We start from the raw sequence: 25,338 nt of genomic DNA on the forward strand, positions 1-25,338 counted from the left end.
CGGCGCGGCCGCGGGGCGGGGGGCGGCCCCCCCCCGCGCGGGGGGGGCGTGCCGTGGCCCCGGCGCGGGGGGCGGGGGGGGGGGTGCGCTCGAGGCCCCCCCCCCCCCCCCCCCACGGGCGCGGAGCGCCTAGGCCTGGACGGTCAGGCTCTGCAGGATCTCGCGAGCGAGCGCAGCGGTCTCGGACGGCGTCTTGCCGACCTTGACGCCGGCCGCCTCGAGGGCGTCCTTCTTGGCCTGCGCGGTTCCCGAGGAGCCGGAGACGATGGCGCCGGCGTGGCCCATGGTCTTGCCCTCGGGCGCGGTGAAGCCGGCGACGTAGCCGACGACCGGCTTGGTCACGTTCGCCTTGATGTAGTCGGCGGCACGCTCTTCGGCGTCGCCACCGATCTCACCGATCATGACGATGACCTTGGTCTCGGGGTCCTTCTCGAACGCCTCGATGGCGTCGATGTGGGTGGTACCGATGACCGGGTCGCCGCCGATGCCGATGGCGGTGGAGAAACCGAAGTCACGCAGCTCGAACATCATCTGGTAGGTCAGCGTGCCCGACTTGGAAACGAGACCGATGGGGCCGCTGCCCGCGATGTTGGCGGGGGTGATGCCGACCAGCGACTCGCCCGGGGTGATGATGCCGGGGCAGTTCGGGCCGATGATGCGGGTCTTGTTGCCCTTGGAGACGTTGTACGCCCAGGCGTACGCCGAATCCTGCACGGGGATGCCCTCGGTGATGACCACGAGGAGCGGGATCTCCGCGTCGATGGCCTCGACGATGGCGTCCTTGGCGAAGGCCGGCGGAACGAACGCGATCGAGACGTCCGCACCGGTCTTCTCGATCGCCTCGGCGACGGTGCCGAAGACGGGGAGCTCGACGCCGCCGTCATGGGTGACGGTGGTGCCGGCCTTGCGGGCGTTGACGCCGCCGACGACCTGAGTACCGGCCTTGAGCATCAGCGCGGTGTGCTTGGTGCCCTCGCCGCCGGTGATGCCCTGGACGATGACCTTGGAGTCCTTGGTCAGGAAGATAGCCATGTTGTTTTAAGTCCCTTTACTTTGCGGCGAAGGCCAGCTCGGCAGCCTTGTCGGCGGCCTCGTCCATGGTTCCGACGACCGTGACCAGCGGGTGAGCGGCCTCGGCGAGGATACGGCGACCCTCTTCGACATTGTTGCCGTCCAAGCGGACGACCAGCGGCTTGTTGGCCTCGTCACCGAGCGTCTTCAGGGCGCCGACGATGCCGTTGGCGACCGCGTCACACGCGGTGATGCCACCGAACACGTTCACGAACACACTCTTGACCTGCTCGTCGTTCAGGATGACGTCGAGCCCGTTGGCCATGACCTCGGCGGACGCACCGCCGCCGATGTCGAGGAAGTTGGCGGGCTTCACGCCGCCGTGCTTCTCACCGGCGTAGGCGACGACGTCCAGGGTCGACATGACCAGGCCGGCGCCGTTTCCGATGATTCCGACCTGTCCGTCGAGCTTGACGTAGTTGAGGTCGTTTTCCTTGGCCTTGAGCTCGAGCGGGTCGGTGGCGTCCTTGTCCTCGAACGCCTCGTGGCCGGGCTGACGGAAGGCAGCGTTCTCGTCCAGCGTGACCTTGCCGTCGAGCGCGAGGATCTGGTCGTCAGGGGTACGGACCAGCGGGTTGACCTCGACGAGGAGAGCGTCCTCCTTGATGAAGACGTCCCACAGCTTCTGGATCGTGACGGCCGCTGCGTCGAGCACCTCGGCGGGCAGCTTTCCTGCCTCGGCGATGCTGCGCGCGAACGCGAGGTCGACACCCTTCACGGCGTCGACGGGGATCTTGGCGAGGGCGTCGGGGTTCTCCTCGGCGGTGACCTCGATCTCGACTCCACCTTCCACCGAACACATGGCCAGGTAGGTGCGGTTGGTGCGGTCGAGCAGGAATGAGATGTAGTACTCCTCGGCGATGTCACTCGCCTCTGCGACCAGGAGCTTCTTGACGACATGGCCCTTGATGTCGAGGCCGAGAATCGCCTCGGCGTTCGCCTGGGCGGCGTCGACGTCTGCGGAGTACTTGACGCCACCCGCCTTGCCGCGGCCGCCGACCTTGACCTGTGCCTTGATCATCACGGGCTTGCCGATTTCTTCGGCAATCTCGCGCGCGCCGGCGACCGTGTCGGTAACACGCCCAGCCGAAGTCGGCACCTCGTGCTTGGCGAAGAGTTCCTTCGCCTGGTATTCGAAGAGATCCATCTGCTCACCGTCTCGTCTGCGTTGACACCCGCTCGAGGGGTAGGAGCGGGTCTGTTTTGGACTTTAACCAGTTGCCGGGCCAGGTCTGCGCCCGCGTGCATGGTATGTGGTCCACATCACGCGATACGCCCCCCTGAGGTGCGCCTCACCGATTTTTCGGCGGGGCGCTCACCGTTTTCCGGTGCGTGCTGTGAGGGCCGCGGCAGCCGCAACCAACACTATGCCCACTGCGGACGGGATGACACCGGCCCCCATTTCCGGGGCCTCCAGCCGCGCTCGGGTGAGTGGCCAGGACAGCAAATACACCCCCATGGCGACGCCTGTCCCCAGGAGAAGTGCGCATGCCCGGACGGGCCTCGCACGCGCGGCCACGATCACCGCGAGGACGACCGTCGCGCCCAGCAACGCCCGCCCCCACACGTCGAGCCCCCAGGGAAGTTCCCCGAAGGTGGCGGCAGCGGTGTGTTCGCCCACAGCATCGGTGCCGGAGTAGAGCGGAAGTGCCAGTCCGACGAACGCGGACAGGGCGCCGAGTCCCCCGACCACGAGGACCGCGAGATCGGTCGAGCGCTCCTCGGAGGTATCGATCTCCTCCCGTTCCGCGGAACCGGCGAACCAGGTGAGCACCCCGGTCACGCCGGCGGTGACCGCGGCGCACCACAGCAGAACCGCGCCGGCGCCGGCACTGATACCCGGTACATCGGTGGCGAGCACCACGGATTGGGTCACCGCCGCGACGGAGAAGGGAATCGTCACCCACAGAATCCCGACCGCGGGTCGCACCGTCGAAGCGAATTCGGAGAAGAACAACCAGATCGTTCCGACGGCGAGAACGATGGCGGCGACGAGGACGACCCGGGTGGCCAGAACGTCGGGACGCGCCAACGAGGCGGGCGTGTCCAGTACCGGAAGCAAAGCCCCGGTCGCGGCGAGGACGGCGGTGAGGGCTGCGGCGGTTCCGGCGGCGAGGTGCCATCGGGCGAGCCGTGCGCGAGCTGCCTCGGCTTCCGCTCGGGCGGCGGCCTTGGCAACGCCTTTTCCGGACGGTGTGACAGCCCCCGCCTTCCCCGTGGCCGGTGTCACCGTCCGATCCGTCGCGGCGCCGGCCAGCGCCTGCAGGATGCGCCCGTCGCGGGCGCGGTCGATCGCGGGGACACACAGCCCCGCCAGTACCAACGCGCCGGCCCCGACGGTTCCCCACACCGAGCCCGGCCCGACCCCGATGCGTTCGCCCGCGGCCAGTCCTGCCACGAGGCGCGTCCCGACTACACCCAGAGCAGCGAGCCCGGACCCGATCAGGACTCCCGCCGACACGGGCGGGGAGATCGACGCCAACGCGGACGCGACGGCGATCAGGACGGCGACGGCCATCGCCGCGGCCCCGATCGAGGTCGCGAGATCGGATTCGACCACGGTCGGCACGAGGATGACGGGATCGGAGGATACGAGGGCGGGCGCGAACAGTGCTCCGACCAGCACCACGGCCGCTGCCACCGTCACCACGGACAAGAGGAAACCGACTCGCGCGCCGGTCGCGCGTCCCACCTGTTCGGAACTGCGCGCATCGCCGTAGCCGTCGAGGAGGGAGCAGCGGTGGACCGTCACCATCCCGAGAAGGCCGGCGAGCACGATCAGGATGTGACCGGCCACGAGCGTGTAGGCGCCGGTACCCGCGGTGAGTTCCGCCGCCGTTTGCGGACGGAACAGCTCCAGTCGGTTGGCATCGATTGCGTCCGTCCACAGCTGAACGTCCAGGATGGCAGGGCCGATCGAGACCGCACCCGCGCCCGCGAGGAGGCCGCCGGCGAATGCCGTCCTGCGCGCGACGAGGGCGGCGGCCGCCACGATCGGCGCTGCGAGGGCGAATACTGCCGCCCACACGGCCGCGGCGCCGACTCCCGGCAACTCCGTGGCGCCTACCGCCGGCCGTGCCGCTTGTAGGACGGGTGCGGCAGCGACACCCAGTCCTCCGACGAAAGCCAGGATGGCAGCGGTCGTGCACCCTCGACGCGCCTTGTCGGGATCCGGCTCCTCGACCGCGGCGGATCGAGCGCCGCCTCCCGAGGAAGGGATACGTTCGGGCTCGGCTCTGGGAATACGTTCGGGCTGCGCCCGGGGGCCTTCTCCGGAACGAGTTGATGACGCCACGGACCGACGCTAACGCCTCGCACCCGGCCCGCGGCCGGTGTGACACGCGCTTCTCCCCTGGAGATCGAATCGAGACCGATTACCCGCGCCCACATTCCCCCAGCTCACGTTGTGATGCCCGTCACAAGTAGCTGTTCATTCGCGTTACAGGTTGCGCGCATCGCAACCGTTTCGTTACCGTCGCCAGGGTCTAAGTCACAGGCAGGTCACGAGCAGGAGGTTGGACGGGCGTATGCACCACCGCAGCCAGTTCACGGCCAGCCGTTTTGTGAATCACCACGCTGACGAGGAACGTGAGCCTTCGTTCTCGGTTGGTCACAACGACGAGGTCACGCCCACGTATCCCCCACGATCGGTCGAGCGTTACACCGAGACCGATAGTTCTGAGATTTCCACAATGTTCTCCCGTGATTCGCATTCTCCCCGCTCCAGCAGGCACAACGCTCCGCGTTCCGGCCATCACCGCGTCGACGCTGTGAGCAGTTACGACTCCGAGTTCGACATCCCCGGCTTCATTCCCCGCAGCGGTATCGAGTCCCCCGAGGGCACGCCCTCCCACTCCCGCCGCGGAGCGCACCGACTTCCCACTCCCCCCTCAGCCCTCAAGGGCCGCGCAGCTGTTCTCGCAGTCGCAGCGGGCGCCGTCGTCGCAGCAGGTCAGGCCGCAGTCAGCGGCTCTTCGTCCAACTCCACCGATCACTCCGAGGTCGCCCTCGCCAGTGACGAGTCGAGCGTCATCGGCACCACCGCCGAGCCGCAGGCGGCCCAGTTCTCCACCGTCGCCGACACCGTCGCATCCGAGTCGAACGCCCCCCAGGTCCTGAACGTCGCGAATCCCACCGACCTGTCCCAGTTCAGCAACCTCCTCGCCAAGGGACAGCGCTTCAGCGAAGAGCGCGCCGCCCGCGAGGCTGCGGCCCGTCGGCCGTTGTTCGTTCTCCCCACGATCGGCACCTTCACCTCGAACTTCGGATCGCGCTGGGGCACGCTCCACGCGGGCGTCGACATCGCGGCCCCCATCGGCACCCCCATCGTGGCCGTGGCCGACGGCGAGGTCATCGACTCCGGGCCGGCTTCCGGGTTCGGCATGTGGGTCCGCCTGAAGCACGCCGATGGCACCGTCACCGTCTACGGGCACATCAACACCTCCAACGTCACCGTGGGCCAGAAGGTTATGGCGGGTGACCAGATCGCCACCGTCGGCAACCGCGGATTCTCCACCGGCCCGCACCTGCACTTCGAGGTTCACCTCGGCGGCGAGAACAAGGTCGATCCCCTGCCGTGGCTGGCCTCGCGCGGCATCAGCCTCGGCCCCGAGATGGACTGAGCGGAAAACACTCCGGAACGTAACCACAGACGACTGCGGCGCATGCACAGTGCATGCGCCGCAGTTGTCTGTGTGCAGCCCTACAGCTTGGTCATGGGAACTCCACCGATCAGCATGAGCCGGACCTTGCCGGCGCTTCCGAAGTCGATCGTGACGGTGGCAGTCGGTCCGGCACCCTTGGTCTCCAGCACCGTGCCGAGACCGTATTTGTCGTGGGTGACACGGTCGCCGACGGCGAGGACCAGGTTGTTGTTGCGCGAGCGGGCCGCACCGAAACTCGGCGTACCGGACGAACTGCCGCCGTAACTGTGGCCACCGTAACCCTGGCCGCCATAGCCGGAACTTCGGGCGCGGCCGCCACCGATCGCGCCGCCGGAACCGATTCCGGTTCCCGGGTCCTCACGACGCCAATGCACCAGATCGGTCGGAATCTCCTGCAGGAACCGTGACTCCGGGTTCTGGATGGGTTGCCCCCACGCCGACCGGATGACTGCGCGGGTGAGATACAGCCGCTTCCGGGCACGGGTGATGCCGACGTAGGCCAGCCTGCGTTCCTCCGACAGTTCGGTGGGGTCGCCGAGCGCCCGCATGTGCGGGAACTGGCCGTCTTCCCACCCGGTGACGAACACGATGGGGAACTCGAGCCCCTTCGCCGTATGCAGAGTCATCATGGTGACGACGCCCTCGTCGGAGTCGGGCAGCTGGTCCGAATCGGCGACCAGCGACACTCGCTCGAGGAAGGCGGCCAGGGAGCCGGGGTCGGGTTCACCGTCGCGCGCGTCGACGTCACCGTCCTCGGGGGTGTCGATCAGCCCGGCAGCATTACGGGCGTCGGAGCTGAACTCCCGTGCAACACTCACCAATTCGTTGAGGTTGTCGAGCCGGGCACCGTCCTGTGGGTCGCTGCTGGCGGCAAGCTCGGCGCGATACCCCGTCCGCTCGAGCACCGCCTCGACGACGTCGCCGATGTCGCCCAGCTGATCCGGGACCACCTCGTCCGAGCTGAACTCGGGCGGCAGCATCATCCGCAATCCGTCCATCAACTCGAGAAAGGACGCGATGGCCTTCTGTGAGCGGGTGTTCAGCAGCGGCACCCGGCCCTCGCCGCCATCGCGCAGCGCCTCCGCGAAACTGATTCCCCGTTGCTCCGAATGCACCGCCACGCACGCCTCGGCCCGGTCCCCGATGCCACGGCGCGGGGTATTGAGGATACGACGCAGACTGACAGTGTCGTCCTCGTTGGCGAGCACCCGCAGATACGCGACGATGTCGCGAACCTCCTTGCGCTCGTAGAACCGCACGCCGCCGACCACCTTGTACGGAACACCGAGGCGGATGAAAATTTCCTCGAGTGCACGCGAGGAGTTGTTGGTGCGGTAGAACACCGCAACATCAGCGAACTTGGCTTCTCCGGAATCGACCAGCTTGTCGATCTCCGACGCGACGAAGGACGCCTCGTCGTGCTCGTTGTCGGCGACATAGCCGGTGATGAGCTCGCCCTCGCCCGAGTCGGTCCACAGCCGCTTCTCACGACGGCCCGTGTTCTTGGAAATCACGGAGTTCGCCGCGGAGAGAATGTTCTGCGTGGACCGGTAGTTCTGCTCGAGCAGGATGGTGCGGGCGTCGGGATAGTCACGCTCGAACTCTTCGATATTGCGGATGGTGGCACCACGGAACGCGTAGATCGACTGATCCGCATCGCCCACCACACACAGTTCGGCAGGAGCGATGCTGTGCTCGGCATTCGGGTCCACCGTTGTGCTGCCCACCAGTTCGCGGACCAGCATGTACTGCGCGTGGTTGGTGTCCTGGTACTCGTCGACCAGCACATGCCGGAACCGGCGCCGATAGTACTCAGCGACCTGCGGGAACGCCTGGAGCATCGCGACGGTCTCGCCGATCAGGTCGTCGAAGTCGAGGGCGTTGGCCGAGCGCAGCCGCTGCTGGTAATGGCCGTACACCTTCGCGACGAGACGCGGCAGCTCCGCCGGATCCTTGTCGGCATCGGCAGCGGCCTGCTCCGGGTCGACCAGCTCGTTCTTCAGATTCGAGATGTGGGTGGCGAGAAGCCGCGCGGTGTATCGCTTGGTGTCGAGGTTCAGATCCTTGGAGATCATCGTCAACAGGCGCCGCGAGTCGTCCGCGTCGTAGATGGAGAAGTTGGAGTTGAGCCCCGGAAGCAGCGCGGCCTGGGCGCGCAGGATACGTACGCAACTCGAGTGGAACGTGGACACCCACATGTTGTTGGCACGCGGACCGACCAGGTGCGCGACCCGCTCGCGCATCTCCGCCGCGGCCTTGTTGGTGAAGGTGATGGCCAGAACCTGGCCCGGCATCACACCACGTTCCGCGAGCAGGTACGCGATACGGCGGGTGAGCACTGCCGTCTTCCCCGACCCGGCACCCGCGACGATGAGAAGCGGAGAACCAGCGTGCACGACAGCCTCGCGTTGCTGCGGATTGAGGCCCTCGAGAAGGGTGTCCGAGCCGGCGCGCGCGGGCGTGGATGCGCGCGGCGTGGCCACGGCACCGGTGTGCGAAGCAGTACGCGAAATAGTATTCATCGTCCACTAAACCTACCGGCGTCCACCGACAGCGTCACAGCCGCTTGGCCTGCGTGGTACCCCCGTGGCAAACTGGTACACGTGTTCAGTCAGCCATCGCGCCCCCAGTGGCGATTTTTTATGGGTACCGGCCTCCGGTGCCCGTGAACTGAACAGCTCACGAGCCCCGAGGTCCACACCGGATCCGGGGCTTTTTTCGTCAAACGAGCCTGGATCGGTAACGACTCGAGCCGAAACAACGATCCACGTTCTGACAAGAGGGAGACGAACCAATGAGCACTCAGACCGTCGCATCAGCCGCCAAGGACACCGCTGTTCCCACCAGCGAGGCCGAGATCGAGGTTCTCCGTCAGGAGATCGACAAGCTCGACGCCGAGATTCTCGCCGCGATCAAGCGCCGGTCCGAGGTCTCGCAGATCATCGGTGCCACCCGCATGGCATCCGGCGGCCCGCGCCTGGTCCACAGCCGCGAGATGAAGGTGCTCGAGCGGTTCAACGAACTCGGCCAGGAAGGCCACACTCTCGCGATGCTCCTGCTGCGCCTCGGGCGCGGCCGCCTCGGTCACTGAGCCCCTTCGGTCTCTGAGCCCGACTCGCTCACCGAGCCTCTTCGGTCACCGAGTCGCCCCGACCGAGTCGCCTCAGGCGCGGCCGCCGTCGGTTCACGACAGCGGCCGCCTCACCCGGTGCCCCTCGATCTCTACGACTCGAGTGCCACGTACTTGGTCTCCAGGTACTCCTCGATACCTTCACTGCCCCCTTCGCGCCCGAAGCCTGATGCTTTGACGCCGCCGAAGGGGGCAGCGGTGTCCGAGATGACGCCTCGGTTGACGCCCACCATGCCTGTTTCGAGGAGATCGGCGACGCGAAGCGCACGGTCGAGGTCCCGGGTGAAGATGTAGGCAGCGAGACCGTATTCAGTATCGTTCGCTGCGGCGATGCCCTCGTCTTCGGTGTCGAAACCGCTGATCGCGGCAACCGGGCCGAACACTTCCTCCTTCAGGATTCGGGCCTGTCGTGGGACGTCGTCGAGGACGGTGGCCGGATAGAAGTAGCCCGCCCCTTCCGGCGCCGCACCGCCCAGCCGGACGCGGGCTCCCGCACCGACGGCGTCCTGCACGAGTTCGCTGACGGTCTCGAGCTGATCCGCATTGATCAGCGGGCCGAGTGTGGTGTCGGGGTCCTGCCCCGGTCCGAGTGTGTACGACGACATCTTGTCGACGAGCTTGGCGGTGAATTCCTCGCGGACACTGTTCGCGACGTGGAAACGGTTGGCGGCCGTGCACGCTTCGCCCCCGTTGCGCATCTTCGCGAGAACGGCGCCCTCTACCGCTGCGTCGACGTCGGCGTCGTCGAAGACCACGAAGGGCGCGTTGCCACCCAGTTCCATCGACGTGCGCAGCAGACCCTTGGCCGACTTCTCGATCAGCATGCGCCCGACCCCGGTGGAACCGGTGAACGTGAGCTTGCGCAGGCGCCGATCGTCCAGCAACGGACCCGTCACTTCCCCGGACTTCGACGTGGGCAGTACGGACAGGACACCCTTCGGCAGTCCCGCGTCGGCCATGACCTCGGCCAGCAACAGCATCGTCAGCGGCGTCTCGGAGGCAGGCTTGACGATCATGGTGCAGCCCGCGGCCAGCGCCGGACCGATCTTTCGGGTGCCCATCGCGAGGGGGAAGTTCCACGGGGTGATCGCGAGACACGGACCGACCGGCTGTTTGGTCACGAGCACCCGTCCGTTGCCGGCGGGCGCGGGTGTGTAGCGGCCGGAGATCCGCACCGCCTCCTCACTGAACCAGCGAAAGAACTCGGCGCCGTACTTCACCTCCGCCTTGCTCTCCGGTAGGGCCTTGCCCATTTCCAGGGTCATCAACAGGGCGAAGTCGTCGGCACGCTCGATGATCCTGTCGAACACGGCTCGCAGCAGTTCACCGCGGGCGCGGGCCGGCGTGGCCGCCCACTCGCTCTGAACCGCCACTGCGGCGTCCAGAGCTTTCATCGCGTCGGCCGGACTGGCGTCCGCCACCTCGGTGAGGGCCTCACCGGTGGATGGGTCGAAGACGGTGAAGGTGGCACCGTTTTCGGCGTCGCGCTGCTCACCACCGAGGAAGAGGGTCGTCGGAACTTGTCGAATGAGTTCGCGGGAATCCATGGGGTCCATCATGCGCCGCACCAGACTTCACACGGAAGTTTCGACGCGCGGGCACTAAGCTCGAACCTCGTGAGCTCAGACATCACCGAAACCGCTGCCTGGCAGAAATTGCGCGATCATCACGCCCGAATCCAGTCCGTTCATCTGCGGGAGCTCTTCGATCAGGATCCGGCTCGGGGCCGCGAACTCACCGTGTCTGCGGGCGATCTGTTCATCGATTACAGCAAGCACCGCGTCGATCGCGCGACCCTCGAGTCGCTGGTCGATCTGGCGCGCAGCGCAGACCTGGAAGCCCGCCGGGACGCGATGTTCGCGGGCGAGCACATCAACACGTCGGAGGATCGCGCCGTCCTCCACACCGCTCTCAGGTTGCCTGCCGACGCGTCGCTCACCGTGGACGGCCAGGACGTGGTGGCGGACGTGCACGAGGTTCTCGATCGCATGGGCGATTTCACCGATCGGTTGCGGTCCGGGGAATGGCGAGGCGCCACGGGCGAGCGGATTACGACCGTCGTCAACATCGGCATCGGCGGGTCCGATCTGGGGCCGGTGATGGTGTACCGGGCCCTGCGGCACTATGTCGATGCCGGGATCAGCGTGCGTTTCATCTCGAACATCGACCCGTCGGATCTGGTGCGCACGTTGCACGGTCTCGATCCGGCCACGACGCTCTTCATCGTGGCGTCCAAGACATTCTCCACACTCGAAACCCTCACCAATGCCACTGCCGCCAAGCGGTGGCTTCTCGACGGCCTGGGTCTCGGGACCGATGCTGTGGCAAAACATTTCGTTGCGGTCTCGACCAATGCCGACCGCGTGGCCGACTTCGGTATCGACACTGCCAACATGTTCGGATTCTGGGACTGGGTCGGGGGACGGTACTCGGTCGATTCGGCGATCGGACTGTCGGTGATGGCTGCGATCGGCAAGGAGCGTTTCGCGGAGTTCCTCGCCGGGTTCCACGCGGTGGACGAGCATTTCCGGACGGCTCCACTGGAGGAGAACGCGCCGGTTCTCCTGGGGCTCCTCGGGCTCTGGTACTCCAACTTCTTCGGCGCCGAGTCCCGTGCGGTGCTGCCGTATTCCAACGATCTCGTGCGCTTTGCGGCCTACCTGCAGCAGCTGACGATGGAATCGAACGGCAAGTCGGTGCGGGCCGACGGGTCCCCCGTTCCCGCCTCCACCGGTGAGATCTTCTGGGGCGAGCCGGGCACCAACGGCCAGCACGCCTTTTACCAGCTTCTGCATCAGGGGACGCGGCTCGTTCCCGCCGACTTCATCGGCTTCGGCGAACCCACCGACGATCTGCCCACCGCGGACGGCACGGGCAGCATGCACGACCTGCTGATGAGCAACTTCTTCGCCCAGACCAAGGTCCTGGCGTTCGGCAAGACCGCGGAGGAGATCGCGGCGGAGGGAACCCCGGAGCACCTGGTGCCACACAAGGTGATGCCCGGGAACCGGCCGTCCACCACCATCCTCGCGCCCAAGCTCACCCCGTCCGTCATCGGGCAGCTCATCGCGCTGTACGAGCACCAGGTGTTCGTCGAGGGCGTCATCTGGGGCATCGACTCGTTCGATCAGTGGGGCGTCGAACTCGGGAAGACGCAGGCCGTCGAATTGCAGCCGGTGCTCACCGCCGCGGAGTCACCTGCCGCGCAGAGTGATACGTCGACGGACAGCCTGGTGCGCTGGTACCGCCGTCAGCGCGGTCGGGCCTGACTTACCAGTTCTCGCCTGACTTACCAGTTCTCGGTGGTGTAGACGCGGCCCGAGCGATCCGCCAGCCGGGCGCGTAGCTCCTGCTGTTCGATCCAGCGGATGGCGCCGATGCCCCGTGCGAGAGCGGCGACACTGGCGGCGTAGGCCCACAGCGCGTCGTCGGCGATCACCGTGACCGATTCCCATTCGGTTTTCGACGGCGGTTCGCTGACGGGCGGCGCGAATGCCGTCGCCATCGCCGTTCCGTTCACCAATTCGACGTCTCCGTTTCCGGGCACCGAAATCTGCCAGCCGCCGGCCGGGCAGTGACCCGCCGTAGCGATCACGTCGCCGATACGCACCGCTGCGCCGCACTCGAGTTCGCGCGCGACGAGCGCCGCCGCACGATCGACCGTATCGGCCTTCGCGGTGTCGGTGATGTCCAAGGATGCGCCCCACGGCGCGAACACCACGTCGTCGTCGATCTGGATGTCACGGAAACTCGGCACCGGATGCACGGTGGGAATGAGGGTGTCGTCCGCCATCTCGGAGGCGAGCGGATCGACCACACCGTCGGTCATCCGCGCCGCCCACAACGCGGAACGAAGCAGCGCCGACATCCGCCGGCTCACCTTCACCGGTGCGCCTTGTGACAGGTTCACGGCGTGAATCTCGGCATCCCCGCGCTGAAGGTCGCACACCGCCTCGGTTTCCTCGATGACACCTGCGATCAGCGCGGTCGCCTCGGGCAGTGCAGCACCCTCGGTGACGTCGACTTCCACGACGGAACCCCAGACCTTCCACTTCTCGACACTCACCATGGCGTGCTCCGTGTGCAGTTCCTTCACTGTGCTGCAAATCCAGTATGCGCCGGTTGTCCAGGAGGTCGTGCGCCTGTGTTGCCGGCGGTCGTAGACTCCGGCAGGTGAGCGCCCGGTTGAGCGTTGTCGACGAGATGTTTCTCCGCACCCATCGGGGGTGGGGGACGCCGATCGTGATGCAGGGTCTGTGGCGCACCGACGGCCGGATCGACGAAGAAGTCCTGGAGTCTCTCCGCGTCCTGCTGTCACGCGGTCCGCTGGGCAGGCGGGTGATCCGCTCGCGGGTCCCCGGTGCCCGGCCACGGTTCGCGCCCAGCTCGGGAGCATTCCCCGTCGAGTACGCCACCGTCCCTGCCGCGGCGTTGCTCGAATGGGCCGACGAGCAGGCCGCCTTGCCGGTCGACCCCGAACGGGGCCCCGGGTGGCGGCTGGCCTGCGGGCGTCTCGACGGCGGCGGCACAGTGCTGTCGCTGGTGTGTTCACATGTGCTCGCGGATGCGAGGGGCCTGACCGCCGCCATCGCGGACGCGTTGCAGGGCACGCCACCGTCCGCTGCGCCGCGTCACCGTGGGCCGATCGATGACGTCTGGGACGCGGCCCTTCTGACCCGGCGGGTCACCGAAGGAACGGTGCGCGCAGTTGCCGGCCTGCTGATCGATTCCGACCGCCGCACCGAGCTGCGCGACTTCGTACGCGCGGACAGCACGGTGCGCCCCGAGGTGTTCCACCGCAGGGCCGCTTCGGCGGTGGTAGATGTGGACGCGGGTGCCTGGGAAGTCGCCGCCGAGGAGTCCGGCGGGACGGCGAACAGTCTGTTCCTGTCGGTGGTCGCCGAGATCGCCCGCCGCGACGACGAGTCGGCGCCTCTGACGATCAGCGTGCCGATGGATGTGCGCGGCGGCGGCGACTCCACCGCGGCCGCGAACTCGGTGGCAATGGTCGAGGTGGCGGTGGCACCGGACGACACCGTCGCCGATGTCCGTGCGTCGAGTCGTGCGGCGTTCACCTCGACGCCGATGACGAGCCCGGCAGGTTTCCCGGAAGAAATGCTGCAGCTGATCCCCGACCGGCTCGCCCACGCGCTGACAGGCAACCCCGGTGAGCGGGACGTTCTGTGCTCGAACATCGGGCCGCTTCCCGACGCACTCGGTGTCCTGGGTGGACATCACACAACGGGTATCGCCACGCGGGCCGTGCACCCCGGCATCGTCTCCAGCCGCACCAGAATGTCGGCTTACCTGAGCAAGTTCGACGGGCGCTACACCCTCGCCCTGGAATCACTCGATGTCCCGAGCCACACCGCCCTCCGTGAACGTGCCGAAAACGTGCTGACCCGGCACGAACTCCGGGCCCGCGGCTGGTGACGTCCCGGAAAGTCGACGGTCAGGCGTCGTAGGGCTGGCGCGCCGACTGCGGATCGCCGTAGGTGATGGCCCGCTCCCGCCGCGCCCCCGACGCGAGCGTTGCCGCCCAGTTCAGCAACGTGCCGAATCTGTTGCGGTAGCCCGCGAGGAAGGCGATGTGGATGACTCCCCACGACACCCACCCGACAGCACCGGACATCTGGACAGGCCCCGCCTGAACGAGCGCGTGCCTGCGGGCGATGTACGCCGCGCTGCCGAGATCGCGGTATTTGAACGGTTTCCGGTCGGGTTCGCCACGCTCGACGGTGCGGGCAATGCACCCGGCGGCGTGCCTGCCACCCTGCATCGCCACCTCGGCCACACCGGGAAGTTCTTTCAGCGCCATCATGTCGCCGACCACCCAGACGTTGGGATGACCCGGCATGCTGAGGTCGGGATTCACCTCGATGCGACCACCCGCGGCCTGCTTCACGCCGAGCGCCTGTGCGAGTACGGAGGCGAACGGGACCGCCTCGACGCCGGCCGTCCACAGGATGGTCCGGGCGTCGAACCGGTTCTTCGTCTTCGCCCCGTCCTTGGACGTCGTCTCGACGCTCGTCTCCGACACATCCGTTACATGCACGCCCAGATGTGTTTCGACACCGATCTTGTCGAGTGTGGCCTGCGCTGCCGCCGACAACTTGCGGTTGAACGACGGCAACACCCGGTCGCCGCCGTGCAGGAGCAGTACCCGCGCCTCACCGGGATCGATGGACTGGAATTCGTGAGCGAGGGCCCGCAGTGCGAGTTCCCTGATCTGCCCGGCCAGTTCGACCCCGGTGGGCCCACCGCCGGCGACGGCGAAGGTCAGCCACGGCTTCCGCTCTTCGGGGGTGGGAAGCGACTCGGCCATTTCGAAGGCCGAGATGAGCTTTCGCCGGATCGCGAGGGCGTCGTCGAGAGTTTTCATCCCGGGCGCCCACTGGATGTACTCGTCGTGACCGTGATACGCCTGGCGCATCCCGGCAGCGACGATCAAGTAGTCGTAGGGAACGTCGAAGGTGGAGCCGTCGAATCTGCTTGCGGTCAAGACCTTTTGTTCGGCGTCGATCGACTGCGCTTCCCCGAGGGCGACGTGAATGTTGCTGTAGCCGCGGAGCAGGTGCCGCAACGGTGTGGTGATTTCCCCTTCGGACAGGAGTCCCGTGGCGCACTGATACAGCAGCGGCTGGAAGACGTGGCTGGTTCCCCGATCGAGCAGAGTGACGTCGACGTCCACACCCCGGAACCGCTTGGCGGCGTGGACGCCACCGAATCCGCCGCCGACGATCACCACCCGCGGCCGCGAGCGCTGCAAGCCGAGAGACGAAGATTCCTGGGTTGTCGTCACTGTGGACACCTCACGCTCGTCGTCACTGGCCGGCACAGCTCAGTCCTACACGAACCGTGATGTCCATGCATGCGGAAGGAACCTCAGCGCCACGTCGATTGCTTTCCACTTGGTGCCGGGCAACGCCACCCGGCGGGATTCCTTGTCGATCGCGTCGACCATCGCGGTGACGCCCTCGTCCAGGCTTGCGGTCATCGAGTCGCTGTCACCGGCCTTGCCCGACATCTCGGTAGCGATGTATCCGGGCAACAGTGTAGTAACCGCGATGGGACTCTTCACCAGTTCTGCCGTCAACGCCTCCCCGAGTGCGGAGACGCCGGCCTTGCTGGCCGAATAGGCCGCCTTCGGACCGGGCAGACCGCGATCGGCACTGATCGACGACACGAGCACGAGATGACCGAAATTCTGTTCCCGAAATATCTGGAGGGCGGCCTCGCACTGCGACAGCGCGCCGACGAAGTTGGTGCGGGCGGTGGCGAGATTGGCGTCGGCACGGCCCGTCCCGATCCTGGCTCCCTTGCCGAGTCCGGCGTTGACGATTACCCGGTCGAGACCACCCAGCTCGTCGCGTAACTCCCCGAAGACGCGTACCACCGCTTCGTGATCGGTGACGTCGAGTTCGCGGATCGCAACGGTCACTCCGGGATGGGCCGACCTCAGTTCGTCGCGTAAGGCTTCGAGGCGGGGGCCGCGCCGCGCGCAGAGCGCGAGGTCTCGCCCTTGGGCGGCGAATCGGCGGGCCATTTCCTCGCCCAGGCCCGAGCTGGCTCCGGTGATCAAGATCTTGTTGCGCATCATCCGGTCACGATACTTGCAGCCACACACACCGCAGGCGTGCTCGAAGTTCTGACAGCCGACCCTCGACCGGCCTACCGTGACAGGCATGACTGACTCGGTGGACGACGCGGAAGAGTACGACGTCATCGTGATCGGAGGCGGCCCCGCGGGGGAGAACGCGGCGAGCTATGCCATCGCGGGCAGCGAGCGCACCGCCGCACTGATCGAGCACGAACTCGTCGGCGGCGAGTGTTCCTACTGGGCCTGTATGCCGAGCAAGGCGTTGCTGCGTCCCGGGGAGGTCCTGGGGGCCGCACGCAACATGGCCGGTGTATCCGCCGGAGCCCTCGATCCGCAGGCCGTACTCGCCCGGCGGGACTCGTTCACCAACAACCACGACGACTCGTCGCAGGTGATGTGGGCCGATGCGCAGGGAATCGAGGTGATCCGCGGCTCGGCGTGCCTGACCGGTGAGCGGACGGTGACGGTGGGCGGCTCCCGCCGTATCCGCGCCCGGCACGCCGTCGTCGTGGCGACGGGAACCACGGCAGCGATTCCGGACACACCCGGGCTCCGCGCAGCCTTGCCGTGGGCCTCGCGGGATGCCACCAATCTGCGGGAGGTTCCGCGCCGGGTCGCGGTGATCGGCGGCGGCGTCGTAGCCTGCGAGAGCGCGTCGTGGCTGCTCGACCTCGGTGTCGAGGAACTCACCATGGTGGTGCGAGGCCGAGGGCTTCTGGCGAAGAACGAGCCGTTCGCCGGGAAGCTGGTGGCCGAGGGACTCGAAAAGAAGGGCGCCCGACTCCTCTTCGGCGCCGAACTCCGCCGTGTGGAGCGGCCCGATCCGCAGGACACCGGTATCGGCCGGGTCCACGGCGGCCCCGCCACGCTCGACGTGGCCGGGCAGGACCCGTTCGAGGTCGACGAGATCGTGGTCGCAACCGGCCGCACCCCTGCGACTTCGGGGCTGGGGGTCGACCCGCGACTGCTCGACGCGCGCGGTTACCTTCCCACCGACGACCACATGACGACACCGGACGGATGGTTGTACGCCGTCGGTGACGTCAACGGGCGGGCATTGCTCACTCACATGGGCAAATATCAGGCGCGGGTCTGTGGTGACGTGATCGCGGCGCGCGCGGAGGGAAGACCGCTCGACGGTTCCCGCTACAGTGCGTCCGCCGATCACGGTCAAGTTCCCCAGGTGGTGTTCTCGGACCCCGAGGTCGCTGCTGTGGGGATCACCGAGAAGGAGGCCCGCGACGCAGGCGTGGACGTCGAGACGGTGGAAGTCGACATCGCTGTCGCAGGCTCGTCCCTCTCTCGCGACGATTTCGCCGGCCACGCGAAACTTGTCGTCGACCGAGGTACCGACACCCTGTTAGGTGCGACTTTCGCCGGCACGGACGTCGCTGAACTGGTGCATGCCGCGACGGTCGCCGTCGTGGGAAGGGTGCCGCTGGACGCCCTGTGGCATGCAGTGCCGTCCTACCCGACGGTGAGCGAGGTGTGGCTGCGGCTGCTCGAGGCACGGCGCTGAGCGGTCCCGGCGCGAGAACGCCGTTCAAATCGGTTTCTCAGGACGTCTACGTATAGTCGCCGACATGGCGTCCGACATTCGCACGACAGGCACAGTCGCGACCGACAGGGCAGCGACCGACACAGTGGTGAAGACGACCGACGGGATGGTGCGCGGCCGACGGCTCGACGACCTCGTGGCCTGGCGCGGGATTCCCTATGCTGCCCCGCCGGTAGGTCCGCTGCGACTGCGGGCGCCCCAGCCGGTCACCCCGTGGAGCGGGGAACTCGATGCCACCGAGTTCGGGGACGCGGCCGTGCAGCACAAGAAGTTCACGGTGCTGCGGCCGGGCAAGTACCAGCCGAGCAGTGAGAACTGTCTGACCCTCAACGTTCTGGCCAGGCCCGGCACCTCCGGTAAGCCCCGCCCGGTGATGGTGTTCGTCCACGGCGGCGCATACACACTGGGCATGTCTGCGACCGCACTGTACGGCGGTCAGTCACTGGTACGCAGGGGCGACATCGTCTACGTGTCGATCAACTACCGGCTCGGTTCGCTCGGCTACCTCGATTTCACCCAGTTCTCCACCCCCGAGCGGCCATTCGATTCCAACCTCGGGCTCCGCGACCAGGTGGCGGCACTCGAGTGGGTGCAACGCAACATCGCCGGATTCGGCGGCGACCCCGACAATGTCACCCTGTTCGGTGAGTCCGCAGGCGGAAACGCCGTCACCACCTTGATGACCACACCTTCCGCTCGCGGTCTGTTCGCTCGTGCGATCGCCGAGAGCTCGGCGCCCGGTCTCGTCACGACGGCCGAGCGGGCCGCCGGGTGGGCCGCCGACTACGTGAAACTCCTGGGCGCCGAACCGGAGAACGCAGCCGAGGCCTTGAGTACCTCACCCGTCGGAGCGCTCGGTCGAGCGGGAAACCGGTTGGGGGCCAAGGTTCTGGTGGAAACTCCCGGGCTTCACCCGTTCGGTCCCGTGATCGACGGGGATTTTCTTCCGAAGCCACCGCTCGACGCGTTCTCCGACGGCTCCGCGCACCGTGTCCCGCTGATCATCGGCACCAACAGCCGTGAGGGCACACTGTTCCCTAAGGTCTTGGACGCCCTGCCCACCGATCCTGCGCGGATCGGCCGGATGTTCGAGCTCACCGACCCGGCAGCACAAGCCCGGGTCACCGCAGCCTATCCAGGCTATCCAGCCCCCGACGCCGCGGTGGACCTCGGTGGTGACCTCACGTTCTGGAAGCCGTCGGTGGAACTGGCCCAGGCGCATTGCGCCTACGCGCCGACGTACAGCTATCGGTTCGACTTCGCTCCGCGGATCATGACGTGGCTCGGACTCGACGCCACGCACGGATTCGAATTGCTCGCCGTCTTCGGCGTCGCCGACACTCGTTTCGGTCGCGCGCTCACGTTGGCGGGGGGCCGACGTGGCCTGAAAGACGTGACCGATACGGTGCAGAGGAACTGGTTGCAGTTCGCCACGCACGGCACACCTTCGGCTGCGTGGCCGAGATACGACACCGATCGGAGGGCAACGCTCGTGTTCGACACCGTCACCACAGTCCAGGACGATCCGCGCAGGGAACGTCGACTGGCGTGGGAAGGGTACGAGGGCTACTACGGGCAGGGCCTGTGAGTCCACTCGAAGTCCACACCGAGAGCGGCGCCGTCGGAGGGCGTCGACTCGACGACCTGATCACCTGGCGCGGCATCCCGTACGCGGCTCCCCCGGTGGGCCCGTTACGGTTACGTGCCCCGCAACCGGCCGAGCCATGGTCAGATGTCCGGCGAGCCTTCCACTATGGGGCAAGCGCGCCCCAAGGTAGCGGGCCGTGCGACGAAGACTGCCTGACTCTCAACGTGGTGGCTCCCGCGGAGCCGTCCGCGACGCCGCGCCCGGTGATGGTGTTCATCCACGGAGGCGCGTACTCGGGGGGAAGCTCTTCGTCCTCGCTGTACGGTGGCCACTCGCTGGTACGGCGCGGCGACATCGTCTATGTGTCCATCAACTATCGGCTCGGCGCCCTGGGATACGTCGATTTCAGCCAATTCTCTACGCCGGAGCGGCCTTTCGACTCGAATCTGGGCCTCCGCGATCAAGTGGCTGCGCTCGAATGGGTGCAACGCAACATCGCCGAGTTCGGCGGCGACCCCGACAATGTCACGATCTTCGGTGAGTCGGCCGGCGCCAACGCCGTCACCACCCTGATGGGCACACCCGCCGCGAAAGGACTGTTCAGCAAGGCCATCGCACAGAGTCCTCCGGCGGCGTCGGCATACCATCCCGAGCGGGCGGCACGGTGGGCACGCGAATTCGTCGAGATCGCGGGAGTGCCCCTTTCCGAGGCCGCGACCTGGCTGCAGACCGCGACGGCCTCCGACTTCGTCGAGGTGGGAACCACTTTGGCGGATCGGGGCGCCGACGAGGAGCCCGGAACACGAGTGTTCGCGCCGGTAGTAGACGGCTTCCTACTTCCCGCTCACCCGCTCGATACCTTCGCCTCCGGTTCCGGTCACCCGGTTCCCTTGATCATCGGCACCAACCAGTACGAGGGCAGGGTGTTTCCGCGGTTCCTCGATATCCTGCCCACCGACGCCACCCGCATCGAGAAAATGTTCTCGCATGTGGACGAGTCCGTGAAGAAGCGGGCGATCTCCGCGTACCCCGGCTATCCCGGTCGGCGTGCTGCCGCGGACCTCGGCGGTGACGTCACGTTCTGGGAACCATCCCTACTCTGCGCCGAGGGTCATGCCGCCGTAGCGCCCACCTACAGTTACCGATACGACTTCGCTCCCCGCCTCCTCCGCCTCGCCGGGCTCGGCGCCACGCACGCCACGGAGATGTACGCGGTGTTCGGGCTGACCGGACCCTGGGCGCGGGCACTCACCGCACTCGGTGGGTGGAAAGCGCTACGCACCGTCACCGACACGGTGCAGTCGCACTGGCTGCATTTCGCACGGCACGGCACGCCGGCGCCCGGCTGGCCCACCTACTCGCGGGAGAACAGGGAAACCCTCATCATCGACGAGAGAAGTCGGGTCGAGAACGATCCGCTCGGCGAGCGTCGTCGCGCCTGGCTCGGCTACGAACACCGGCGCTAGTCCACTTCCGGAACGTTGTCGCGAGTCGCGCAGGGCCTGCGGTTTCACCCCCGCAGGCCCTGCGGTGTGTCCTACTCTGAAACACCCGCACACTCGCACGCCTGTTCTCCGCGGTACCGGAGGTGAACATGATCGAACACGACGATCTCGCAGGACTCACCACGGTGGTCACCGGCGCCACGTCCGGACTGGGCGCGGAGACGTGCCGTCAGTTGGCGGCCCGCGGTGCGACGGTCGTGCTGGTCGGCCGCGACCGGGCGAAGGTCGACGAGACGATCGCCGAGTTGACGTCGGCATACGACCCTGGCCGGTTGAGGTCGGCAACGGCCGACCTGTCCTCCCTGGCACAGGTGCGGAATCTGGCCGAAGAACTCCGGCACCGATTCGTCCGCATCGACGTGTTGATCAACAATGCGGGGATCGATGTGGGAGTGCGTCGCCTCACCCCGGACGGCATCGAGTCGACCTTCGCGGTGAACTACCTCGCACCGTTCGTACTCGGCACCGCCCTGGCCGACGCCATGGCGCAGGCCGCCACCACGGATGCCGCCGGCTTCCGCCACCCCGCGCGCATCGTCAACGTCAGCTCGTCGGGGCATCGCGGTGGGCACCTCGACTTCGACGACCTGCAGGCCTCGAACGGCAAGTTCCGCGGCCAACGCGTATATAACAATTCCAAGCTCGCACTCACCCTGTTCAGTAACGAATTGGCGCGGCGCTTCGACCCCGCACGGCTGGTGGTGAACTGCGCGGATCCAGGCTTCGTCAAGGGCACCAGCCTCGGCCGCGACCTTCCGTTCGGCTACCAGGTGATCGGAACCCTGCTCACTCCGTTCATGGCCGATGCCGAGAAGGGCGCGAAGACGATCGTGTGGACCGCCACGGCTGCCGAGGCGGGCAAGTTCACCGGCGCATACGTCAAGGCCTGCAAGGTGGTTCAGCCGAGCAAGGATGCACGGAACCCCGAACTCGCGGCCAGGTTGTGGGAGGCCACCGAGGCGCTGGTGGCCGGACGTGGCGGCGCCGACCTCGACGCGTGAGGTCCGGGTGGTACCTATCGGTTCGGGTACTCGAACAACGACAGCACGTTCCCGTGCGGGTCCCGGAACCATGCCACGCGGATGCCGTCCGGCGCGGTCCAGGCGGCGTGCTCGTCCTGGTCCATGCCGGGATACTCGGTGAACGAGATTCCTTTGGTCCGGAGTGAGTCGACCACACCGTCGAGATCGGGGACCTTCCATCCCAGCACCGTGTATCCGGTGTCGGCACGCGACTGGACCAGCGTGACCCGCAGCAGTGATCCGTTGCATTTCAGGGCGAGCGCGAATTCGTCGCGGGAGTCGAGCTCGAGCCCGAGGGTGTCCACGTAGAACATCTGGGAGACGTCGAGGTCGGTGCTGGGAACGAAACTGACGAGCTCACCCGGAAAACTCATACATCAACTTTGCGCCGCCCACCCACCACGGGGCAAGGGAGAGGCGTGACACGACGGCTGTGTCGTGACCCGCGGCACAGCTCCCTCACCCGACAAGTTAACGTCGATTCGACAGGTTGTCCCGCATCGGAATGAGGAACTCGAGTGTCTGCTCCCGTTACAGAGAAGAAGGGCCCGCTCGCGGGCATTCGCATCGTCGAATTCGCAGGTCTGGGACCCGGCCCCCACGCGGCCACCCTGCTCGCCGATCTCGGTGCGGACGTCGTCTGCGTGCAGCGCCCCGGCGTGATCCCGCAGGACGGACCCTACGACCAGATTCAGCGCGGACGTCGCGTCGTCGAAGCCAACCTCAAAGACCCCGCGCAGGTCGAGAAGGTGCTGGACCTGATCGCGCGCGCCGACGTCGTCATCGAGGGCTTCCGCCCCGGCGTCACCGAACGCATGGGCCTGGGCCCCGACGTCTGCCTCGAGCGCAACCCGCGGTTGGTCTACGGCCGGATGACCGGCTGGGGACAGGAAGGCCCGCTGGCCAATGCCGCCGGCCACGACATCAACTACATCTCCCTCACGGGTGTGCTGCACGCCATCGGCCGAAAGGGTGAGCGCCCGGTCCCCCCACTGAACATGGTCGGCGACTTCGGCGGCGGTTCCATGTTCCTCATCTTCGGCATCCTGTCCGCGCTCGTGGAACGCCAGACCTCCGGCAAGGGTCAGGTTGTCGATACCGCGATGGTGGACGGCGCGCTGGCGCTGTCGCACATGATGTGGGCTTTCCGAGGCCGCGGTGTCTGGTCGGACGAGCGGGGCGTCAACCTCCTCGACACCGGCGCGCCGTTCTACGACACCTACGAGACGGCCGACGGCAAGTACATGGCCGTGGGATCGCTCGAGCCGCAGTTCTACGCCCTGTTGCTGCAGGGACTCGAACTCGACGCCGCCGACCTGCCGCACCAGATGGACGTGTCGGCGTGGCCGCAGATGAAGAAGGTCTTTGCCGAGAAGTTCCTGTCGAAGACCCGCGACGAGTGGGCTGCCATCTTCCTCGGCACCGACGCCTGCGTGTCCCCGGTCCTCACCTTCTCGGAGGCGCCGTCCAATGAACACATCGCCGCCCGCGGGTCACTGATCGAACTCGACGGCGTAACCCAGCACGCCCCGGCCCCCCGCTTCTCCCGGACCCCCGCCGGCGCACCCACCCCACCGGCACGCGAAGGCGTCGACATCGACACCGTCTGGACCTGAGCTCAGTGGCAGAGTACGTTTCCACGTCCTCTGCCACTGCCTCTCAGACGACGAGGGACGGTTCGGCCAACTCCGGTCCGACGGCCAGGGTGGCGTACGCGGCGGCGATACCGTCGACACCGCGTCGCAATTGATCGGGTGTCCGGGCGTACGGCAATCGGATGAATCGCTCGAAGGCGCCCTCCACGCCGAACCGTGGTCCAGCGGCGAGCAGCACGCCGAAGTGGGGTGCCGTCGCGGCCAGCGCGGTCGACACCGGAGCCGGAAGCCGCAGCCACAGCGACATGCCGCCGGAGCCAATGGTCGGGACCCAGTCGGGAAGCCGATCGGCCAGGGCGTCGAGCATGGCACTGCGCTGGTCGCGCAACTCGGCACGCCTGCGGGTGAGCACCGCGTCGTCGTCGGTGAGCAGGTGTGCGGCCGCCAGCTGGTCCATCACCGGTGTGCCGAGATCGACCGCTGCGCGGGCGCCGACGAGCCGTGAGATCAACGACGGATCGGCGCGTATCCACCCGACCCGCAGCCCGCCCCAGAACGACTTGGCCGTCGACCCGATGGTCACCACTTCCGTTTTCGCCGTTCCCCGGCCGTACGCGGCGACCGGCCCCGGCGACGGCTCGTCGAGCCACAGGTCGACCATCGTCTCGTCGACGATCAGCGTCATCCGCGTCTCACGGGCGATCTTCGCGAGTTCCGCTCTGCCGGGTGCGTCGAGGCACAGACCGGTGGGGTTGTGGAAGTCGGGAATCAGATACGCCATTCGCGCCGCGGTCTGCCGTGCGGCGCTCCGGATTCCGTCGAGGTCCCAGGCCGCGGAACCGCCTCCCTCGGGACGGACGGGAACGGGCACCGGCCGCGCCCCCACTCTCCGGATCGCCTCCAGCGCATTGGGATAGGTGGGATGGTCCACCAGCACCCGCTCCCCCGGCGCTGTCAGCACGTTCAGCAGCAGTCGCAAGGCGTGCTGCGCGCCCGAGGTGACCATGATCTGTTCGGGTGTCGTGTCCAGTCCGCGTGCCCGATACCGGGCGGCGATCACGTCGCGCAAGGCGCCGATGCCCACCGGTTCCATGCCGTGCGTCGGAAGGAACTGCGGAAGAGACTGCAAGGCAGACGAGTACGCATTCTCGACCGCCTCTCCCGGCGCTGCCATCGCCGCATAACTGAGATCGATCATCGCACCCTCCGGCCCGGGCTGATGCGCGCGGAACATGAGGCCGTTCTGGCGGGATCCGGGCGGCAACGCCACCGTGCTCCGCGATCCCTGTCGGCTGATCAGGTACCCCTCGTCGCGCAGCACCGAATACGACGACGTGATCGTCGTGCGGCTCAGTTCCAGCACCGACGCCAGTTCGCGTTCGCTGGGGAGTGCCACACCGAGGGGGACGCGGCCGTCGTGCACGAGCAGCCGGATGCTGTCGGCGAGCGCCCGGTATGCCGGCCGGACCGCCGAACGACGGGTGCTGTCGTCCTGCCAGTTGCCGAGGTCCCTCGCCAGCGAACGCGCACCGAGTACACGGGTCATCATGCAGTCCAGTATCGGCCCTGTGGCTATTCGATCCCAAGCCAGTCGGGCGCAGAGTT

The 25,338-nt window shown here is 67.2% G+C and carries 19 protein-coding genes; 9 read left to right on the top strand and 10 right to left on the bottom strand.

Annotation, left to right across the window (positions count from 1 at the left end; translation table 11 throughout):
• Nucleotides 1–129 precede the first annotated feature (129 nt).
• The 3 genes from sucD to R4P95_RS15720 form a co-directional block, all read right to left on the bottom strand.
• Nucleotides 130–1,032 (bottom strand): succinate--CoA ligase subunit alpha, encoded by a 903-nt coding sequence (gene sucD, locus R4P95_RS15710; RefSeq protein ID WP_015889388.1) that lies wholly within the window; start codon nucleotides 1,030–1,032, stop codon nucleotides 130–132.
• Between the two features lie 16 nt (nucleotides 1,033–1,048).
• On the bottom strand, nucleotides 1,049–2,218 hold the full coding sequence (sucC, locus tag R4P95_RS15715; RefSeq protein ID WP_109332700.1) for an ADP-forming succinate--CoA ligase subunit beta: 1,170 nt from the start codon (nucleotides 2,216–2,218) through the stop codon (nucleotides 1,049–1,051).
• A gap of 168 nt (nucleotides 2,219–2,386) precedes the next feature.
• Nucleotides 2,387–4,366 (bottom strand): hypothetical protein, encoded by a 1,980-nt coding sequence (locus R4P95_RS15720; protein WP_317746016.1) that lies wholly within the window; start codon nucleotides 4,364–4,366, stop codon nucleotides 2,387–2,389.
• 232 nt (nucleotides 4,367–4,598) lie between these two features.
• Here R4P95_RS15720 and R4P95_RS15725 point away from each other — a divergent pair, with 232 nt between their 5' ends.
• A complete protein-coding gene (locus R4P95_RS15725; protein WP_213576798.1) occupies nucleotides 4,599–5,693 on the top strand; it encodes a M23 family metallopeptidase in 1,095 nt (364 codons plus the stop codon).
• A gap of 80 nt (nucleotides 5,694–5,773) precedes the next feature.
• Here R4P95_RS15725 and pcrA read toward each other — a convergent pair whose 3' ends face one another.
• A complete protein-coding gene (gene pcrA / locus R4P95_RS15730) occupies nucleotides 5,774–8,257 on the bottom strand; it encodes a DNA helicase PcrA (RefSeq protein WP_213576797.1) in 2,484 nt (827 codons plus the stop codon).
• Between the two features lie 272 nt (nucleotides 8,258–8,529).
• Between pcrA and R4P95_RS15735 the strand changes: the two genes are divergently transcribed.
• Nucleotides 8,530–8,826, top strand: coding sequence for a chorismate mutase (locus R4P95_RS15735; protein WP_109332711.1), 297 nt, complete (start codon nucleotides 8,530–8,532; stop codon nucleotides 8,824–8,826).
• A gap of 131 nt (nucleotides 8,827–8,957) precedes the next feature.
• Here R4P95_RS15735 and R4P95_RS15740 read toward each other — a convergent pair whose 3' ends face one another.
• On the bottom strand, nucleotides 8,958–10,412 hold the full coding sequence (locus R4P95_RS15740) for an NAD-dependent succinate-semialdehyde dehydrogenase (RefSeq protein WP_317746015.1): 1,455 nt from the start codon (nucleotides 10,410–10,412) through the stop codon (nucleotides 8,958–8,960).
• 69 nt (nucleotides 10,413–10,481) lie between these two features.
• Here R4P95_RS15740 and pgi point away from each other — a divergent pair, with 69 nt between their 5' ends.
• Entirely contained in the window at nucleotides 10,482–12,134 is a 1,653-nt protein-coding gene (gene pgi / locus R4P95_RS15745) for a glucose-6-phosphate isomerase (protein ID WP_213576795.1), read from the top strand.
• 20 nt (nucleotides 12,135–12,154) lie between these two features.
• Here pgi and R4P95_RS15750 read toward each other — a convergent pair whose 3' ends face one another.
• Nucleotides 12,155–12,934 carry an FAD:protein FMN transferase gene (locus R4P95_RS15750; protein ID WP_317746014.1) on the bottom strand — a complete coding sequence of 260 codons (780 nt, stop codon included), beginning with the start codon at nucleotides 12,932–12,934 and terminating at the stop codon, nucleotides 12,155–12,157.
• 104 nt (nucleotides 12,935–13,038) lie between these two features.
• Here R4P95_RS15750 and R4P95_RS15755 point away from each other — a divergent pair, with 104 nt between their 5' ends.
• Complete coding sequence (locus tag R4P95_RS15755) at nucleotides 13,039–14,298, top strand: hypothetical protein (RefSeq protein ID WP_317746013.1); 1,260 nt, start codon at nucleotides 13,039–13,041, stop codon at nucleotides 14,296–14,298.
• 19 nt (nucleotides 14,299–14,317) lie between these two features.
• Here R4P95_RS15755 and R4P95_RS15760 read toward each other — a convergent pair whose 3' ends face one another.
• Together R4P95_RS15760 and R4P95_RS15765 are read right to left on the bottom strand one after the other, a co-directional pair.
• A complete protein-coding gene (locus tag R4P95_RS15760; protein ID WP_317746012.1) occupies nucleotides 14,318–15,667 on the bottom strand; it encodes an NAD(P)/FAD-dependent oxidoreductase in 1,350 nt (449 codons plus the stop codon).
• Nucleotides 15,668–15,712: 45 nt separating this feature from the next.
• On the bottom strand, nucleotides 15,713–16,465 hold the full coding sequence (locus R4P95_RS15765) for an SDR family oxidoreductase (RefSeq protein ID WP_213576791.1): 753 nt from the start codon (nucleotides 16,463–16,465) through the stop codon (nucleotides 15,713–15,715).
• Between the two features lie 85 nt (nucleotides 16,466–16,550).
• Here R4P95_RS15765 and R4P95_RS15770 point away from each other — a divergent pair, with 85 nt between their 5' ends.
• The 4 genes from R4P95_RS15770 (at nucleotide 16,551) to R4P95_RS15785 (ending at nucleotide 22,117) form a co-directional block, all read left to right on the top strand.
• Nucleotides 16,551–17,984 carry a dihydrolipoyl dehydrogenase family protein gene (locus R4P95_RS15770; protein WP_213576790.1) on the top strand — a complete coding sequence of 478 codons (1,434 nt, stop codon included), beginning with the start codon at nucleotides 16,551–16,553 and terminating at the stop codon, nucleotides 17,982–17,984.
• A gap of 64 nt (nucleotides 17,985–18,048) precedes the next feature.
• Complete coding sequence (locus R4P95_RS15775) at nucleotides 18,049–19,611, top strand: carboxylesterase/lipase family protein (protein ID WP_109332716.1); 1,563 nt, start codon at nucleotides 18,049–18,051, stop codon at nucleotides 19,609–19,611.
• Nucleotides 19,608–21,077, top strand: a complete 1,470-nt coding sequence (locus R4P95_RS15780; protein WP_317746011.1) for a carboxylesterase/lipase family protein — start codon at nucleotides 19,608–19,610, stop codon at nucleotides 21,075–21,077. The genes R4P95_RS15775 and R4P95_RS15780 overlap by 4 nt, the downstream gene beginning before the upstream one ends.
• 128 nt (nucleotides 21,078–21,205) lie before the next feature.
• A complete protein-coding gene (locus R4P95_RS15785; RefSeq protein ID WP_317746010.1) occupies nucleotides 21,206–22,117 on the top strand; it encodes an SDR family oxidoreductase in 912 nt (303 codons plus the stop codon).
• Between the two features lie 14 nt (nucleotides 22,118–22,131).
• On the opposite strand, the gene R4P95_RS15790 is transcribed toward R4P95_RS15785, so the two are convergent.
• Entirely contained in the window at nucleotides 22,132–22,512 is a 381-nt protein-coding gene (locus R4P95_RS15790) for a VOC family protein (protein ID WP_213576787.1), read from the bottom strand.
• A 144-nt stretch (nucleotides 22,513–22,656) separates the two neighbouring features.
• Here R4P95_RS15790 and R4P95_RS15795 point away from each other — a divergent pair, with 144 nt between their 5' ends.
• Nucleotides 22,657–23,754 (top strand): CaiB/BaiF CoA-transferase family protein, encoded by a 1,098-nt coding sequence (locus R4P95_RS15795; RefSeq protein WP_317746009.1) that lies wholly within the window; start codon nucleotides 22,657–22,659, stop codon nucleotides 23,752–23,754.
• Between the two features lie 43 nt (nucleotides 23,755–23,797).
• Here the strand turns inward: R4P95_RS15795 and R4P95_RS15800 are convergent, their stop codons facing one another.
• Nucleotides 23,798–25,282 carry a PLP-dependent aminotransferase family protein gene (locus R4P95_RS15800; RefSeq protein ID WP_317746008.1) on the bottom strand — a complete coding sequence of 495 codons (1,485 nt, stop codon included), beginning with the start codon at nucleotides 25,280–25,282 and terminating at the stop codon, nucleotides 23,798–23,800.
• Between the last annotated feature and the right edge of the window lie 56 nt (nucleotides 25,283–25,338).

Source organism: Rhodococcus sp. IEGM 27 (assembly GCF_033142305.1).
In the GTDB taxonomy this organism is placed as follows: Bacteria; Actinomycetota; Actinomycetes; order Mycobacteriales; family Mycobacteriaceae; genus Rhodococcus_F; species Rhodococcus_F oxybenzonivorans.

Bases quoted from the DNA above. Each gene is read 5' to 3' on its own strand.
- R4P95_RS15790 (WP_213576787.1), bottom strand. From the start codon at position 22,512: ATGAGTTTTCCGGGTGAGCTCGTCAGTTTCGTTCCCAGCACCGACCTC.
- R4P95_RS15735 (WP_109332711.1), top strand. From the start codon at position 8,530: ATGAGCACTCAGACCGTCGCATCAGCCGCCAAGGACACCGCTGTTCCC.
- R4P95_RS15765 (WP_213576791.1), bottom strand. From the start codon at position 16,465: ATGATGCGCAACAAGATCTTGATCACCGGAGCCAGCTCGGGCCTGGGC.
- R4P95_RS15800 (WP_317746008.1), bottom strand. From the start codon at position 25,282: ATGATGACCCGTGTACTCGGTGCGCGTTCGCTGGCGAGGGACCTCGGC.
- R4P95_RS15785 (WP_317746010.1), top strand. From the start codon at position 21,206: ATGATCGAACACGACGATCTCGCAGGACTCACCACGGTGGTCACCGGC.
- R4P95_RS15750 (WP_317746014.1), bottom strand. From the start codon at position 12,934: ATGGTGAGTGTCGAGAAGTGGAAGGTCTGGGGTTCCGTCGTGGAAGTC.
- R4P95_RS15725 (WP_213576798.1), top strand. From the start codon at position 4,599: ATGCACCACCGCAGCCAGTTCACGGCCAGCCGTTTTGTGAATCACCAC.
- R4P95_RS15740 (WP_317746015.1), bottom strand. From the start codon at position 10,412: ATGGATTCCCGCGAACTCATTCGACAAGTTCCGACGACCCTCTTCCTC.
- R4P95_RS15770 (WP_213576790.1), top strand. From the start codon at position 16,551: ATGACTGACTCGGTGGACGACGCGGAAGAGTACGACGTCATCGTGATC.
- sucD (WP_015889388.1), bottom strand. From the start codon at position 1,032: ATGGCTATCTTCCTGACCAAGGACTCCAAGGTCATCGTCCAGGGCATC.
- R4P95_RS15775 (WP_109332716.1), top strand. From the start codon at position 18,049: ATGGCGTCCGACATTCGCACGACAGGCACAGTCGCGACCGACAGGGCA.
- pcrA (WP_213576797.1), bottom strand. From the start codon at position 8,257: ATGAATACTATTTCGCGTACTGCTTCGCACACCGGTGCCGTGGCCACG.
- sucC (WP_109332700.1), bottom strand. From the start codon at position 2,218: ATGGATCTCTTCGAATACCAGGCGAAGGAACTCTTCGCCAAGCACGAG.